Raw genomic sequence first — 15720 nt, forward strand, 5'->3', positions numbered from 1 at the left:
TTAGCATGTCCGGGTTGACGAAACTCCGTCGACGCCATCGAACGGACGGACTGAGCGATCACCATGAGCGAACGGGGCGCACTGCGGACCCGGCTTGATCTGCTGGCCCGGGAGGTCGCCAAGTTCGGCGTGGTCGGCGCGATGGGCCTGCTGGTCAACATGGGGGCCTTCAACCTGATCCGGCACACCACGGACCTTCCCGTGGTCCGGGCGAGCCTGCTGGCCACTTTCATCGCGGTCCTCTTCAACTACGTCGGCTACCGCTACTGGACCTACCGGGAGCGCGACAAGACCGGCCGGACCCGCGAGCTGACCCTCTTCCTGCTGTTCAGCGCGGTGGGCGCGGTAATCGAGAACGGCGTGCTGTACCTGGCGACGTACGGCTTCGACTGGAACAGCCCGGTCCAGAGCAACGTCTTCAAGATCCTCGGCATCGGGCTCGCCACCCTCTTCCGCTTCTGGTCCTACCGGACCTGGGTCTTCAAGACGCCTCCCCCCGAGGAGGCCCCGCTGCCCGCGGAACGGTTTCTGGAACAGCGGCGGCCGTCGGAGACCGTAGAGCCCGATCCCGTACGGAACTGAGGCCCGGTCCCGTACGGAGCGCCGGTCCCGGTCCCGTACGGAGCTGAGGGCCGGAGCCCGGTGTGATCAGCGCACCGGGCGTTCCGGGTCCTTGCGGTCGAGCTGAGTGCGGCTGAGGAAGAGCGCGAAGACCGCCGGGTGCTGCTGGAGCAGCTCCAGCCTGCCGCCGTCCGCCTCCGCGAGGTCCCGGGCGACGGCGAGACCGATGCCGGTGGAGTTGCGTCCGCTGATCGTCCGCTCGAAGATCCGCGCCCCGAGTTCGGCGGGGACGCCGGGGCCCTCGTCGGTGACCTCGATGACCACCTGGTTGCCGGTGACCCGGGTGCGCAGGGCGACGGTGCCGCCGCCGTGCATCAGCGAGTTCTCGATCAGCGCCGCCAGCACCTGGGCGACCGCGCCGGGGGTGCCGACCGCCCGCAGGCCGTGCTTGCCGGAGCGGACCAGCGCGCGGCCCGTGGAGCGGTAGGCGGGGCGCCACTCCTCGATCTGCTGTTTGATGACCTCGTCCAGGTCGAAGACGACGGCGGAGCCGGTGCGCGGGTCCCGGGAGTTGGTCAGCAGCCGCTCGACGACGTCGGTGAGCCGCTCGACCTGGGTGAGCGCGATGTTCGCCTCCTCCTTCACCGTCTCGGGGTCGTCGGTCACCGAGATCTCCTCGATCCGCATGGAGAGCGCGGTCAGCGGCGTACGCAGCTGGTGCGAGGCGTCCGCCGCGAGCCGCCGCTCGGCGGTCAGCATCCGGGCGATCCGCTCGGCCGAGGCGTCCAGGACGTCGGCGACCCGGTCCAGCTCGGGCACCCCGTACCGCTTGTGGCGCGGGCGGGGGTCGCCGGAGCCGAGGCGTTCGGCGGTCTCGGCGAGGTCGGTGAGCGGGGAGGTGAGCCGGTTGGCCTGGCGTACGGCGAGAAGGACGGCGGAGACGATCGCGAGCAGCGCCACCGCGCCGATGATCAGGAGGGTGCGCAGCACCTCGCGGGTGACGGCCGAGCGGGACTCCTCGACGGTGACCTTCGCGCCCCCGTCGCCGGTCTCGATGGCCCGCAGGACGCTGCCCTCGGGGCGCTCGCCGACGACGATGGGCTCCCGGCCCGCGATCTCGATCAGGGCGAACCGCTTGGGGTCGATCTGCTCGGAGAGCACGTCGGGGTTGACCCGCTCGTCACCCAGCAGCCGCCCCTCGACCACGCTGATCAGCCGCAGCGCCTCGGATTCGACGCTCTCCTGGGCGCTGCTGCTGATGGTGCGCGTCTCCACGATGACGAGGGAGACGCCGAAGACGGAGATGACCACGAGGACCACGGCGAGCGTGGAGTTGATCAGCCGGCGGCGCATGGCCGCCGGTCGTGTCGGCGTACATCGTCAAGGTGCATGGGTGCTTCGTACGTCAGCTCTTCTCGAACCGGAAGCCGACGCCCCGGACCGTGGCGATGTAACGAGGGTTGGCGGCGTCGTCGCCCAGCTTCTTGCGGAGCCAGGAGATGTGCATGTCCAGCGTCTTGGTGGAGGACCACCAGGTGGTGTCCCAGACCTCGCGCATCAGCTGGTCGCGGGTGACGACCCGGCCCGCGTCCCGGACGAGGACCCGCAGCAGGTCGAACTCCTTGGCGGTGAGCTGGAGTTCCTCCTCGCCCATCCAGGCCCGGTGCGACTCGACGTCGATCCGGACGCCGTGGGTGGCGGGCTGTACGACGGGCTCGGTGGCGCCCCGGCGGAGCAGGGCGCGGACCCGGGCGAGGAGCTCGGCGAGGCGGAAGGGCTTGGTGACGTAGTCGTCGGCCCCGGCGTCCAGGCCGACCACCGTGTCGACCTCGTCGGCGCGGGCCGTCAGCACCAGGATCGGCACGGTGTGACCGTCGGCACGCAGTCGGCGGGCGACTTCGAGGCCGTCCATCCCGGGCAGCCCCAGATCGAGGACCACGAGGTCGATACCGCCCTGGAGTCCGGCGTCGAGCGCCGTCGGGCCGTCCTGGCGGACCTCGACCTCGTAGCCCTCCCGACGCAGTGCGCGGGCCAGTGGCTCCGAGATGGATGCGTCGTCCTCGGCGAGCAGTACACGGGTCATGGACTGATGGTAGTCCGGCCGGGGCCTTCGGAGTGAGGCTCTCGACAGCGCCTGCGGCTCAGCGCCACAAAGCGGACGGTGACCTTTGAATATGGGAGCCTGGTTCCATCATCACCTGTGATCCATGTCTCAAGTCCTTCCATATCCCGCTGTGTCGTGTCGTATGGTGTCCCGACGCCTGATGCACTACGCAAGGACCTTTGGGCCGCCATGAGCGCCAAGGGTCTCTTCTGTGTGCTGGACCGGTTCACGCCGGCCCGTATCGAGTGAATGACCTGTGAGCCGGGCCCGGAGCGTGAGACCACGTGACGGGTGTGGATCCCGACGCGGTTCTTCCCCGCCCCGCCGCCGCACGCTCCTGACCGGAGCCCGGCCCCGGGGCACGTCCCCCCTCAGGCGTGGGGATGGGGTCCGGCCGCGCCGGTGCCGGCTGCCCCCCACCGGGCGCGTACCGCTCACGAGGCGAGCGCGTCCCGACCAGCAAGGATCGATCATGGCGTCCAGCCTGACGAAGGACTCGGCCGGTTCCGGCGAGAAGACCTTCTTCGGCCACCCCCGCGGCCTGGCCACACTCTTCATGACGGAGATGTGGGAGCGCTTCAGCTACTACGGCATGAGGGCACTGCTCCCGCTCTACCTGATCGCGCCCGGCGGGCTCGACATGAACCCCGCCACGGCGACCGCGATCTACTCGGTCTACCTGTCGCTGGTGTACCTGCTCGCGATGCCCGGCGGCTGGTTCGGCGACCGGGTCTGGGGCCCGCGCAAGACCGTCGCCATCGCCGGCGGGGTCATCATGCTGGGGCACCTGACCCTGGCCCTGCCCTCCGAGGGCACGTTCTTCGCCGGTCTGGGCCTCGTGGCCATAGGTTCCGGTCTGCTGAAGTCCAACATCTCGACGATGGTCGGCCACCTCTACGACGGCCCGGAGGACCCGCGCCGCGACGGTGGCTTCACGATCTTCTACATGGGCATCAACATGGGTGCCTTCGCGGCGCCCCTGGTGATCGGCACCGTCGGTGAGAAGTGGAGCTGGCACTTCGGCTTCGCCCTCGCGGCGGTCGGCATGGGCCTCGGTGTGCTCCAGTTCCTCATCGGCACCCGCCACCTGAGCGAGCGCAGCCTCATCGTCCCGAAGCCGCTCTCCAAGGACGAGCGCGCCTCGACCCTGCGCAAGTCGATGATCTGGCTCGGTGTCGCGGCCGTCTTCTACACCGGTACGGTCGTCACCGGCGTCTACACGCTGAACTGGCTGCTGGTCCCGATCACCATCGCGGGTCTGGTCATTCCGGTGATGGTCCTGTCGCGCATCAAGCGTGACAAGGAGCTCAGCGAGGCCGAGCAGTCGAAGATGTCCGCCTACATCTGGTTCTTCGTGGCCGCCGCGATCTTCTGGATGATCTACGACCAGGGCGGCTCGACGCTCTCGATCTTCGCCACGTCCTCGGCCGAGAACAGCGTCTTCGGCTGGGGCTTCCCGGTCTCCTGGTACCAGTCGATCAACCCGGTCCTGATCATGGCGCTCGCCCCGGTCTTCGCCGCCTTCTGGCTGGCGCTGAACCGGCGGGGCAAAGAGCCGAGCACGATCGTGAAGTTCAGCTCCAGTCTGGTGCTGGTCGGTGCGTCGTTCTTCGTCTTCCTGATGCCGCTGACCATCGCGGGTGACGGCCACAAGGCCGCCGCGATGTGGCTGGTCGCGATCTACTTCATCCAGACCCTCGCCGAGCTGACGCTCTCCCCGGTCGGCCTCTCCGTCACCACGAAGATGGCCCCGGCGAAGTACGCCAGCCAGATGATGGGTGTCTGGTTCCTGGCCGTCACCGCGGGCGACTGCACCACGGGCCTGCTCTCGCTGGCCGGTGTGGAGCTCAACGGCACCGGGGTGGTCGCCCTGGAGGCGACGCTCGCCGTGGCCGCCGGTGTCGCGATCTTCATGTACCGCGGCAAGGTCAAGAAGCTCATGGGCAACGTCCACTGATGCCCGCCCTGTAGGGCCGTACGGCGGAAGGGCCGTCGCACCGGGAGACTCTCCGGTGCGACGGCCCTTTCCCGTGGGCCGGACCGTACGGCTCAGCGCGTACCGCGCAGCCTCCGCCACGGGGTGAACGTGAACACCGCGCCGCCCAGCAGGATCGCCGTCCCCGCGACCAGACCCAGCGCGCGCAGGGCGCCGTCGTCCTCGGCCCCGGTGGCCGCGAGGCCGCCGCCGGAGTCCGTACCGCCGCCGGAGGCCGACGCTCCGCCGGAGCCCGCCGTTCCGCCTGAGGTGGCCGTTCCGCCTGAGGCCGACGCTCCGCCGCTTCCGCTGCCGCCGGACGCGCCGCCCGGCTGGGCCGAGGTGTCCAGCTCCAGGGAGACGGCCACATCGGCGGGCGGGGTGCAGGTCGTCGTCGTACCGGCGGCCATCACCGTGAGGACCCCCGGGCTGAGAGTCGACTTCCCGCTCGCGCCGGGCCTGTACGTGCCGGTGAGGTCCGGGATCTCGATGGGGGCGCCGGTCTTGATGACCTCCTTGTTCAGCGGCCCCTCGACGGTGACCGTGCCCGTGTCGGCCCCGCCGAGCCGGACCTCCATGGACGGCTTGACCTGTTCGGCCGGGATGTCGATCGGGCTGTCCATGACGGACTTGCTGAACTTCACCGTGAGGTCGTAGGCGCCGCCGTTCTTCCTGGCGCTGATCCGGACCGGGGAGGTGGCGTTCCTGTCGCCGATGGGGGTCTTGCAGGCGTAGGCGACGGAGACCTCCTTGCCGGGGAAGTCGGTGTCTCCGCCGGAGCCGCCGGAGCCTCCGCTTGTGGAGGTGCCGCCGGACGTGGTGCCTCCGGATGTGGTCCCGCCGTTCGTGGCGCCTCCGTCGGTGGTGCCGCCCGCGTCGCTGCCTCCGGTGGTCGTGCCGCCCGTCGTGGCGCCTCCCGCGTCGGTGCCCCCTGTCGTCGTACCGCCGGAGTCGGCGCCTCCGGATGTGGTGCCGCCGGTGGTGGTCCCGCCGTTCGTGGTGCCGCCGGTGGTGGAGCCTCCCTCCGTCACCTTGATCGTGGCACCCGGCTGGACCGTCTCCTTCGGGGCGCACTTGGTGTCGGTGGAGATCGGCCGGGAGACGTTGATGGCGTACGCGCCCGGGGTCAGCGTGATCTCCCCGGCCTTCTCCAGCTTCAGCTTGGCCGTCATGTCGGGCAGCAGCATGGGGCTGTTCTTGGGGATGGGCGGGTTCTGCCGGGGGCCCTCCAGCTTCAGTTCGCCGCTCGCCGCGCCGCCCAGCGTGATGGTGCCGGTGGGCTTCACCGTGTCCTTGCCCAGGTCCAGGACGTCCGGGTTCCTGGAGGCGGCCTCGACGGTCTTCCAGACGACCTCGATCTCGTCGCCGACCTTCGCCTCCGCCGGGGCGGTCAACCGCACCTTCGTGGTGCCCTGGACCGGGGGCAGCCCCGAAATGGGCGGCGGAACGCACTCCGTCGCGTAACTGACCTCGGCTGCCTGTGCCGGGCTCGCGGCCAGCACGAGGCCCGCGCCGCCGAGCATCAGCGCGACTCCGGCCGCGCTCATCCTCCGTTGCGTGCTCACGCTTGTCCCTTCGTCGTGGGTGGGGGTCGGTTCACCGACGGTGCGGAACGCCGGATGTCCGGTGGTGCGGAGTCCTGGGTGAACCACGGCAGCGCGGCCGTACCGGTGCTCGTGGGCCGTGCTGGCGGGCGGTGCGCGTGGCGGGCCGTCCGCGCGGCGGGGCGGGGGCGGACCTGGTCCACGACGGCCATGCCGATACGGAAGACGGCGGCCGGGACGACCAGGCAGAGCAGCACCCAGAAGAGCGTGACGCCCCACGGGCGGCTCACCCCCCACGGCTGCTCGGCCAGCACCTTCGTCCCGTACCGCAGGGAGACCTGGTAGTCGCCGTGCGCCCCGGCGGACAGCTCGACCGGCAGCTCGACCCGGGCCCTGGCGCCGGGGGCGATCGTGCCGCGCCACACGCGCTCCTCCCACTGCGGGGCGTAGACGCCGTGCGCGGTGCCGATCTCGAAGACGGGGTCCTCCACCGGCGCGGAGCCCAGGTTGCCGACGGTGAGCACCAACTGCCGTGCGGGCGGGGCGCCGAACCAGGTGAGCAGCGAACTCTCGCCCTCCAGCCGGGGGGTGGCCAGCACCGCGAGCTTTCCCTCGTCGGTCCGCGGCGGCAGCGGGGCGGTGGGGTGGCCCGCTACGGTGAACACCGCGTCGGTCAGCGCCTGTTCACCGGTCACGGTGGCGACGTGCACCACGCACGGGCAGGGTTCCGGCGGCTCGGCGACCGGGAGCTTCTTGGTGAAGGCGCCCTTCCTGTCGGTGGTGACGGCCCGGCCGTCGGCGTTGGCACAGGAGTTGGTGCCGCCGATCACGCCCCGCTCGGGGGTGGACCGGCCGCAGATCAGCAGCATGAGGAGCACCTCGGGGCGCCAGCCGTCGCCCTTGACGGTGATCTCCCCGCCCTTGCCCGCCTCTTTCTTGGAGAGGCTGACGGAGGGGCCGTCCTCGGCCGCCCGTGCGCCCGGGGCGGCCAGGATCAGGAGCGCGGGCAGGAGGGCGAGGACGAGGAGCAGGAGGGTGACCGGGGCGGCGCGCCTGACGGCTCCGCCTCTGGGGTGCCGCGTCACGATTCCGCTCCCGCCTTCGCCAAGGGCCGTGGCTCGTCGGCCGGTTGCCGGTCGTGCAGGTCTTGCGGGTCCTGCGGGTCTTCCCGTTCCTGCCGGTCTTCCTGCACGTCCCGGGCGTCCGGGGCGGTCGGCGGCCCACGCCGGTCCGGCCGCCGCCGGTATGCCCTCGTACCGAGCGCGGCCAGGGCGCCGAGGAGCAGCAGCCCGCCCCCGGCGACCGGCACGACCGGGACGTACGCCGCCGAAGCGGCCGCCTCGCCCCGCGCCCCGCCCTCCGCCTCCGCCGTCAGCCGTACGGTGACCGAGTCCAACGCCGGTGCGTCGGGCCAGGGTTCGGCCAGCTCCACCCGGCGGCCGGGGGCGAGCTCCAGCGGCAGGGGCCGGGCCGGGCGGTCCAGCAGCGTGCCGAACACCCCGTCCGCGCGCACGGCCAGCCGGGGCCGCAGGGGCGCGTTGCCCCGGTTGACCAGGGCGTACCGGATGGTCCGCCCGGACACCTCGACGTCCTCCACGGTGAGCGCCGCCAGGGTCGGGCCGCCGATCCGCACCCGTATCCGTACGCGTTGCTCCGCGCCCCCGCCGGCCGCCGCGATCTCCCCCGCGAGGCCGCCCGGCGCCGCGTTGCCCGGCACTGCGAGGGAGAACGGCACGTCGGCGCGGGTCCGGCCCGGCACGGTGACGGTCCGGGCGGCGAACCGGAGCCACGGCCCGGCGGCGCCCTCGCCCCGCAACCGTACGGTCAGCGGGGTGCGGCCCGGGTTGGTCACCGACAGCCGGTCCTTGAGCACGGTCTCGGGGGTGCCCTCCAGGTAGACGTACGGGCGGGCGTCCCGCCCGGTGCTCCCGCCCCCCGCAGGCCGGAGGGTCCAGCCCGCCGGGGGGCCGGGGCCGTCGTCGGCCGCCGCCGGGGGCGCGGGGAGCAGCGCGAGCAGGAGGGCGGCGAGCAGGCCGAGCAGGCACGGGAGGGCGGACGGCGACCTGTTCGCGTACGGATGCACGTACAGGTCCGCGCACGGACCCACGTACGGATTCACGTACAGGTCCGCGTACCGGCTCACGTACGGTTTCGATGACGGCACAGGCACAGGCGGGGCTCCCTCGCGCTGACGGCTCGCTCACGCGGGCGGCTGCGGCGTTGTTCAGCCCGTGGGGCGCTGTCCGCGCCGGGTCAGCCAGAGCACACCGGCCGCCCCGGCCAGCAGGACGGTCCCGCCGAGCGTGCCGAGCGCCGCCGCCGAGTCGAGCGGACCGGTCTTCGGCAGTTCACCGCCGCCGGAGGCCCCGCCGCCGGTCGCCGAACCGCCTCCGGTGGAGCCACCCGTGGCGCCCCCCGTCGAGCCGCCCGTCGAACCCCCGCTGCCTCCGGCGCCTTCGACAACGAGCCGCAGGGAGGGCCCGGGGCTGTTCTTCGGCGTGCAGGTCGTGGTCGTACCGAGCGCCTTGATGGTGAGCACCCCGGCGGTGAAGGTGACCTCGCCGCTCTTCCTGGGGGTGTACGTCCCCGACAAGTCACTGATCTTGATGGGGGTGTTGGCCGGGATCGCCTCGGCGTTCGCCGGTCCCGAGACCTGGACCTTCCCCGTGTCCGCGCCGCCCACCTCGATCACGGCGCTCGGGTTCATGGCGCCCTTGCCCAGCTCGACCGGGCTGGAGGAGACGCCCTTCTGGAAGGACATGGTGAGCTTGTAGCCGTCACCGCTCTTCACGCTCTTGATATCGATGGGCGAGACCGCCCCCTTGGGCCCGATGGGCGTCTCGCACTGGTAGTTGACGTCCACGACCTCGGCGTGGGCGGCGGGCGCGGCCATCAGCACCATCGAGCCCGCCAGTGCGGCCGACAGCGCGGTCGTCAGTACAGCCGTCGGTGCGGTCGTCGTCAGCGCGAGAGCTGTCCGCTTCTGGTTCGACACCTCGTGTTCCCCTCATGCCGGACGTCGCCGCGCGCCACGATCCGTACCGTCCGTACGGGCGCAAGTTACTGACGACACATCAGATTGGGCGCTCAAGGTACGCCCGGGGCCTGATGGAGGGAAGACAAAGAGCGCGCCGGATCGGCGCGCTCTTCGACGTGGACGATGTACGGGGGTGACTAGGCGGGGGCGGCGAGCTCCGCCCAGACGGTCTTGCCCGGCCTGTCGGGCGTACGCTGCACGCCCCAGTCCAGGCAGAGGCGCTGCACGATGAACATGCCGTGCCCGCCGGGGCGGCCGGCGCGGTGCGGTGTACGGGGGGCGGGCTGGCCGGTCCCCCGGTCGACGACCTCGACGCGCAGCGCCTTGGGCGTGCAGCCGATCCGCAGCTCCTCGGGGCCCTCCGCGTGCAGACAGGCGTTGGTCACGAGCTCGGAGACGACCAGCAGGACGTCCTCGGCCGCGGCCCGGCGGTCCGCGCTGGACGCCGGGAGCCAGCCCCAGTCGTGCAGGGCCTGCCGGGCGAAGTCACGGGCCATCGGGACGATGCCGCTGGCCTGCCCGAGTGAGAGCGTGCGCCACTGCCGCTCGGCCGGAACGGGCGAGTCCGCGCCCGCTCCTTCCGGCTCGCGGCCGAGGTCGCCCGGCGGATGCTGCCGGGTGGTGCTCATCAGCGCTTCACCTCACCGATTCGCCATGTCGCCTGTCGCCATGGAAAAGAAAAGAGTCAGTTACCGAGTGTGCCGGATCTTTACGGGATACCGACGGGGTGTCTCCTGCCCGACCGCACCGCTCCGACACCCCCTTCGGGCGATCGATCGCGCGGCGCGGCCGACATCCGGTACGACGCGCTCGCGCACCGTACCGGTTCTAGGTCTCCAGGGCTTCTTCGAGCGTGGCGTGGACGGTGAAGACCGCCTCCGCACCGGTGATCTCGAACACCCGTGCCACGACCGGCAGCATTCCGGCCAGATGCACTCCTCCGCCGACCGCCTCCGCCTTGAGACGGGCGCCGAGCAGCACGTTCAGCCCGGTGGAGTCGCAGAAGTCGAGCCGTGAGCAGTCGACCACCAGGCGTGACCGCCCTTGCTCGACCGCGCTCTCCAGAGGCCCCCGCAGCAGATCGGCGGTGTGGTGATCGAGCTCACCCACCGGAGTCACGACCTCGCTGCGCCCCTCGGTCCGGGCCTCGACCTGAAGCCGACCCCGGTTCGCACTGCCGACCGTCCCGCGGTCCATGCCCAGTACCTCTTCGCCGTCCGTCACTGTGCGCGTCACTGCCTGTGCGGCTGTATGCAGAGCTGCCGCCGACGTGCGTAAAACAGTACGCGTTTCGTACGCCACGCGGTAGTCGGAGACCTCAACAAACCGGACATATGCGGTTAATTGGCGCTTGTAACTGCTGGCAGTAACCGGGTAAGGGTAGAGGGACACCTCAAACACGACCGGCTTTGGAGGCGCCGCTTCACCGCAGGAACACATAGGGGCATCGGCAGCCATATGCCGAGAACGATGGAGGAGAACCATGTCACCCCGGCTCGACGAAGCGCGTACCCGCAACGCGCCGTCGGCATGTCCTCAGGGACCGACCAATTCCGACTCCCCCGCCGCGAGCGCCGTTCCGGGCCCGCGCGCCGGCACCACCAGCACCACCCCCGGATCTTCCGGCGAGGGCCTTGAAGGACTTGAGGGGCTCGAAGGACTCCCCGAGATCCCGCCCTACGCCGAAGTGGGGGCCCTGGACGCCAGGGCCCTGTCGAAGACGCTCTTCGAGCGCCTCGAATCCCTCGAAGAGGGCACCCACGAGTACGCGTACGTCCGCAACACCCTCGTCGAGCTCAACCTCGCGCTCGTCAAGTTCGCCGCCTCCCGGTTCCGCTCGCGCAGCGAGCCGATGGAGGACATCGTCCAGGTCGGCACCATCGGCCTGATCAAGGCGATCGACCGGTTCGAGCTGAGCCGCGGTGTCGAGTTCCCGACGTTCGCGATGCCGACCATCGTCGGCGAGATCAAGAGGTTCTTCCGCGACACCAGCTGGTCCGTGCGCGTCCCGCGCCGGCTCCAGGAGCTCCGGCTCGAACTGGCGAAGGCGGGGGACGAACTCTCCCAGAAGCTGGACCGCGCGCCCACGGTGGCGGAGCTGTCCGAGCGTCTCGGCATCACCCCGGACGAGGTCGTCGAGGGCATGTCCGCGAGCAACGCGTACACCGCGAGCTCGCTGGACGCCAAGCCCGAGGAGGACGACGGCGAGGGCGCCCTCGCGGACCGCATCGGCTACGAGGACCACGGACTCGAAGGCATCGAGTACGTCGAGTCCCTGAAGCCGCTGATCGCCGCGCTGCCCTCGCGGGACCGCATGATCCTCTCGCTCCGCTTCGTCAGCAACATGACGCAGTCGGAGATCGGGGAGGAGCTGGGCATCTCGCAGATGCACGTGTCCCGGCTGCTCTCACGGACGCTGGTCAAGCTCCGCAAGGGGCTGACCCTGGAGGAGTAGCGGCCCGCGGCACGCCGACGGAAGGACCCGCTCCCGTACGTATCCACGTATGCGGGGCGGGTCCTTCCGTGTGCCGGGCTCCCGGCGTCTACTCCACCCGCTCCCCGCCCCGCCACACCGCGCTGACCAGCGGGACGCCCGGGCGGTAGGCGAGGTGGACGTGGCTCGGGGCGTCCAGGAGGACCAGGTCGGCGCGGGCGCCGGGGGTGATGCGGCCGATGTCGGTACGGCGCAGGGCCGCCGCGCCGCCCGCGGTGGCGGACCAGAGGGCCTCGTCGGGGGTCATCCCCATGTCGCGTACGGCCAGGGCGATGCAGAACGGCAGGGACGAGGTGAACGACGAGCCGGGGTTGCAGTCCGTGGAGAGCGCGACGGTGGCCCCCGCGTCGAGCAGGCGGCGGGCGTCGGGCCAGGCCGCGCGGGTGGAGAACTCGGCGCCGGGGAGCAGCGTGGCGACCGTGTTGCCCTGGCCGAGCGCGTCCACGTCCGCGTCGGTGAGGTGGGTGCAGTGGTCGGCGGAGGCGGCGTCGAGCTCCACGGCGAGCTGGACACCGGGCCCGTACGTCAGCTGGTTGGCGTGGATGCGCGGGTGGAGGCCCTTGGCACGGCCCGCCGTGAGGATGGCGCGGGCCTGGTCGCCGTCGAAGGCGCCGCGCTCGCAGAAGACGTCGATCCAGCGGGCGTGCGGGGCGCAGGCGTCCAGCATCGGGCCGGTGACCAGGTCGACGTATCCGGCCGGGTCGTCGGCGTAGTCGGGGGAGACGATGTGGGCGCCGAGGTAGGTGACCTCGTCGGTGTGGCGGGAGGCGATGCGCAGGGCGCGGGCCTCGTCCTCGACGGTGAGGCCGTAACCGGACTTGGTCTCGAAGGTGGTGGTGCCCTGGCGGAGGGCCTCGGCGAGGTAGCGGGCGACGTTGGCGGAGAGCTGCTCGTCGGTGGCCTGGCGGGTGGCGGCGACGGTGGTGCGGATGCCGCCCGCGGTGTAGGGCTGCCCGGACATCCGGGCGTTGAACTCCTGGGTGCGGTCGCCCGCGAAGACGAGGTGCGAGTGGGAGTCGACGAAGCCCGGGATCATGGCCCGGCCGGCCGCGTCGAGGACGTTGTCAGTGGCGGGTGCTTTGCTTGATTCACCGGTCCAGACGATGCGGTCGCCCTCGATGACGACGGCCGCGTCCTGGATCAGGCCCAGGGGGGTCCCGTTGCCGAGGGAGGGGTCATTGGTGACCAGGCTGGCGATGTGGGTGACGGCGGTGGTCGTCATCTGGAGAGTGTTCTCCTCGCGTTCCGGGGGGTCCGGGTCCGCTGTCGGGGATGGGATCAGTGGTGCAGGGCGGCCACGGCCGCCGCGAGCGCTCCGGGCACGTCCTCGATCAGCGCGTGGCGGCCGTCGCGGACGATATGACGGCCCGCTACGACCGTGTGCCGCACATCAGCGGCGGAGGCGGCGAATACGGCGGTCTCCGCTGCCAGCCGGGGCACCGGTCCCGCTGTTCTGACGGAGTCCAGGGCGACCGTCGTCAGGTCGGCGGGGGCGCCCGGTTCCAGGACGCCCGCGTCGGGGCGGCCGAGTGCGGCGTGCCCGTCGGCGGAGGCGGCCCGGAGCAGGGCGGCGGCCGTCCAGTGGCCCCGGATGTGGGTGCGCAGGCGCTCGTTGAGCTCCATCGCGCGCGCCTCTTCGAAGAGGTCGATGACGGCGTGGCTGTCGCTGCCCAGGGAGAGCGGGGAGCCCGCCTTCTGGAGGGCCACGGCGGGGCCGATGCCGTCGGCGAGGTCGCGTTCGGTGGTGGGGCACATGCAGGTGCCGGTGGTGGAGGAGCCGAGCAGCGCGATGTCCTCCTCCGTCAGATGCGTGTTGTGGACGCCGGTGGTGCGCGGGCCCAGCACCCCGTGGTCGGCCAGGAGCCGGGTGGGGGTGCGGCCGTGGGCGGCGAGGCAGGCGTCGTTCTCCGCGAGCTGTTCGGAGAGGTGGACATGGAGCGGGGCGTTCCGCTCCTCGGCCCACCGTGCGACGGTGGCCAGCTGGTCCGCCGGAACCGCCCGTACGGAGTGGATGGCGGCGCCGATCAGGGTGTGGTCGTCGCCCTTGAGGAGGGAGGCGCGCTCGGCCCAGGCATCGGCGGTGGTGTCGGAGAAGCGCAGCTGGTGCCGGTTGGGCGGCTCGTTGAATCCGGCGGCGAGGTAGGCGGTGTCCAGCAGGGTGATCCGGATGCCGGCCTCGGCCGCCGCCGCGATCAGCGCCTCGCCCATGGCGTTGGGGTTGGCGTAGGGCGTGCCGCCGGGCGCGTGGTGCAGATAGTGGAACTCGCCGACGGAGGTGATGCCTGCCAGGGCCATTTCGGCGTACGTGGCGCGGGCCAGGTCGAAGTAGCTGTCCGGGGTGAGCCGGGAGGCCACCTGGTACATCAGCTCGCGCCAGGTCCAGAAGGTGCCGGAGCCCACCTGGACCGTGGCGCGCAGGGCCCGGTGGAAGGCGTGGGAGTGGGTGTTGGCGAGGCCGGGGAGGGTCAGGCCGCGCAGCACGGTGGCGCCGGGCGGGGGTGTCCGGACCCCGGTCCTGATCCCGGCGATGCGGCCGTCCGCGACCTCCACGGTGACGTCGGGCTCGACGTGGGTGGAGAGCCAGGCGTGGTCCATCCAGTACGTCGCGGTGACGGGCCCGCCCGCGGCCCGTGCCGTGGCCGCGGTCTGTGCCGTGGCCGCGGTCCCTGTCGTCACCGTGGTCCGGTTTGTCAGCTGCACGCGAGACCTTCCAGTACGTCGGCGAGTGCCCGCACCCCGGCCGTGCAGTCGTCCTCGGCGGCGTGCTCGGCCGGGGAGTGCGAAATGCCGGTGGGGTTCCGTACGAAGAGCATGGCGGTGGGCACCGAGGCGGACAAAATACCCGCGTCGTGGCCCGCGCCGGTGCCGAGGACGGGGACGGGGCGCCCCGTGTCGCCGCTCCCCTCCAGGATCTTGGCGAGCTCGTCGCGCAGGGCGTGCTCGAACTCGACCACGGGCGTGAACGACTCGCGTACGACGTCGAGGTCGATCCCGGCCCGCTCGGCGTACTCCCGGGCGGCGCGCTCGATCCCGGTGACGACGGCGTCCAGGGTGGCCTGGTCGGCGGCGCGGGAGTCGAGCCAGCCACGGACGAGGGAGGGGATGGCGTTGACCCCGTTGGGCTCGACCGCGATCTTGCCGAAGGTGGCGAGGGCGCCGGTGAGTTCGGCCTCGCGGCGGGCGGCGAGCACGGTCTCGGCGTACGTGAGCATCGGGTCGCGGCGGTCGGCCAGGCGGGTGGTGCCCGCGTGGTTGGCCTCGCCCCGGAAGTCGAACCGCCAGCGGCCGTGCGGCCAGATGGCGGAGGCGATGCCGACGGGGTCGCCGGTCAGGTCGAGGGCGCGGCCCTGCTCGACGTGGAGTTCGACGAACGCGCCGATCCGGGCGAGCCGTTCGGGGTCGGGGCCGATGGCCTCGGGGTCGTATCCGGCGCTCTCCATGGCGGTGGGCAGGGCGATCCCGTCGGCGTCCCGGAGGCGGTGGGCGTCGGCGACGGTGAGCTGTCCGGCGGCGAGCCGGGACCCGACGCAGGCGAGACCGAAGCGGGCGCCCTCCTCGTCGCCGAAGTTGGTGATGGCGAGGGGCCGGGTGAACGCCACGCCCCGGGAGCGGAGTTCGTCGAGCGCGGCAAAGGAGGAGACCACGCCCAGCGGCCCGTCGAAGGCACCGCCGTCGGGGACGGAGTCCAGGTGCGAGCCGGTGACGACGGCGTCCCCGGCCAGGGGGTCGCCGAGCCAGGCCCACTGGTTGCCGTTGCGGTCGGTCTCGTAGGTGAGCCCGCGCGCTTCGGCCTGCGCCCGGAACCAGGCCCGGCAGTCGAGGTCCGCCGCCGACCAGGCGTAACGCCGGTAGCCACCGCTGTCGGGGTGACGTCCCACGGGGGCCAGCTCGCGCCACATGGAGAGGAAGGAGTCACCTGTACGCCCCTGGGGCGCGGGGCCGCCGGAGGGAGCGGCGGCGCCTTGGGCCGGACCGGGCGCGGCGGCGCTCCGGGGCGAGCCCGCA

At 71.9% G+C, this 15720-nt stretch carries 15 protein-coding genes; 3 read left to right on the forward strand and 12 right to left on the reverse strand.

The annotated features are described in order from the left end of the window. The first annotated feature begins 63 nt into the window (after positions 1-63). Positions 64-582, forward strand: a complete 519-nt coding sequence (locus B7C62_12150; protein ID ARF72935.1) for a hypothetical protein — start codon at positions 64-66, stop codon at positions 580-582. 66 nt (positions 583-648) lie between these two features. Here the strand turns inward: B7C62_12150 and B7C62_12155 are convergent, their stop codons facing one another. The 3 genes from B7C62_12155 to B7C62_12165 form a co-directional block, all read right to left on the reverse strand. Continuing rightward, complete coding sequence (locus tag B7C62_12155) at positions 649-1914, reverse strand: two-component sensor histidine kinase (GenBank protein ARF72936.1); 1266 nt, start codon at positions 1912-1914, stop codon at positions 649-651. A 52-nt stretch (positions 1915-1966) separates the two neighbouring features. Further along, entirely contained in the window at positions 1967-2644 is a 678-nt protein-coding gene (locus B7C62_12160; GenBank protein ARF72937.1) for a DNA-binding response regulator, read from the reverse strand. Positions 2645-2891: 247 nt separating this feature from the next. Next, a complete protein-coding gene (locus tag B7C62_12165) occupies positions 2892-3128 on the reverse strand; it encodes a hypothetical protein (protein ID ARF72938.1) in 237 nt (78 codons plus the stop codon). Positions 3129-3137: 9 nt separating this feature from the next. Between B7C62_12165 and B7C62_12170 the strand changes: the two genes are divergently transcribed. After that, complete coding sequence (locus B7C62_12170; GenBank protein ARF72939.1) at positions 3138-4622, forward strand: MFS transporter; 1485 nt, start codon at positions 3138-3140, stop codon at positions 4620-4622. 92 nt (positions 4623-4714) lie between these two features. On the opposite strand, the gene B7C62_12175 is transcribed toward B7C62_12170, so the two are convergent. The 6 genes from B7C62_12175 to B7C62_12200 all read right to left on the reverse strand — a co-directional run bounded on the left by B7C62_12175 (position 4715) and on the right by B7C62_12200 (position 10418). Beyond that, positions 4715-6187 (reverse strand): hypothetical protein, encoded by a 1473-nt coding sequence (locus tag B7C62_12175; protein ARF72940.1) that lies wholly within the window; start codon positions 6185-6187, stop codon positions 4715-4717. 14 nt (positions 6188-6201) lie between these two features. After that, a complete protein-coding gene (locus B7C62_12180; protein ID ARF72941.1) occupies positions 6202-7269 on the reverse strand; it encodes a hypothetical protein in 1068 nt (355 codons plus the stop codon). Next, on the reverse strand, positions 7266-8267 hold the full coding sequence (locus B7C62_12185; GenBank protein ARF77119.1) for a hypothetical protein: 1002 nt from the start codon (positions 8265-8267) through the stop codon (positions 7266-7268). Before B7C62_12185 ends, B7C62_12180 begins: the two co-directional genes overlap by 4 nt. Before the next feature lie 141 nt (positions 8268-8408). After that, positions 8409-9086 carry a peptidase gene (locus B7C62_12190; protein ID ARF77120.1) on the reverse strand — a complete coding sequence of 226 codons (678 nt, stop codon included), beginning with the start codon at positions 9084-9086 and terminating at the stop codon, positions 8409-8411. Between the two features lie 272 nt (positions 9087-9358). Next, a complete protein-coding gene (locus B7C62_12195; GenBank protein ARF72942.1) occupies positions 9359-9850 on the reverse strand; it encodes an ATP-binding protein in 492 nt (163 codons plus the stop codon). Between the two features lie 199 nt (positions 9851-10049). Further along, on the reverse strand, positions 10050-10418 hold the full coding sequence (locus B7C62_12200; GenBank protein ARF77121.1) for a metal ABC transporter substrate-binding protein: 369 nt from the start codon (positions 10416-10418) through the stop codon (positions 10050-10052). 286 nt (positions 10419-10704) lie between these two features. Between B7C62_12200 and B7C62_12205 the strand changes: the two genes are divergently transcribed. Further along, positions 10705-11676: a B/F/G family RNA polymerase sigma-70 factor gene (locus B7C62_12205; protein ID ARF72943.1), complete on the forward strand. Its 972-nt coding sequence runs from the start codon at positions 10705-10707 to the stop codon at positions 11674-11676. An 88-nt stretch (positions 11677-11764) separates the two neighbouring features. Here the strand turns inward: B7C62_12205 and B7C62_12210 are convergent, their stop codons facing one another. From B7C62_12210 to B7C62_12220, 3 genes are all read right to left on the reverse strand, one after another. Continuing rightward, positions 11765-12937, reverse strand: a complete 1173-nt coding sequence (locus tag B7C62_12210; protein ID ARF72944.1) for an imidazolonepropionase — start codon at positions 12935-12937, stop codon at positions 11765-11767. A 56-nt stretch (positions 12938-12993) separates the two neighbouring features. Beyond that, positions 12994-14310, reverse strand: a complete 1317-nt coding sequence (locus B7C62_12215; GenBank protein ID ARF77122.1) for a formimidoylglutamate deiminase — start codon at positions 14308-14310, stop codon at positions 12994-12996. 95 nt (positions 14311-14405) lie between these two features. Further along, on the reverse strand, positions 14406-15614 hold the full coding sequence (locus B7C62_12220; protein ARF72945.1) for an allantoate amidohydrolase: 1209 nt from the start codon (positions 15612-15614) through the stop codon (positions 14406-14408). Between the last annotated feature and the right edge of the window lie 106 nt (positions 15615-15720).

The organism is Kitasatospora albolonga, assembly GCA_002082585.1.
Classification (GTDB): domain Bacteria; phylum Actinomycetota; class Actinomycetes; order Streptomycetales; family Streptomycetaceae; genus Streptomyces; species Streptomyces stephensoniae.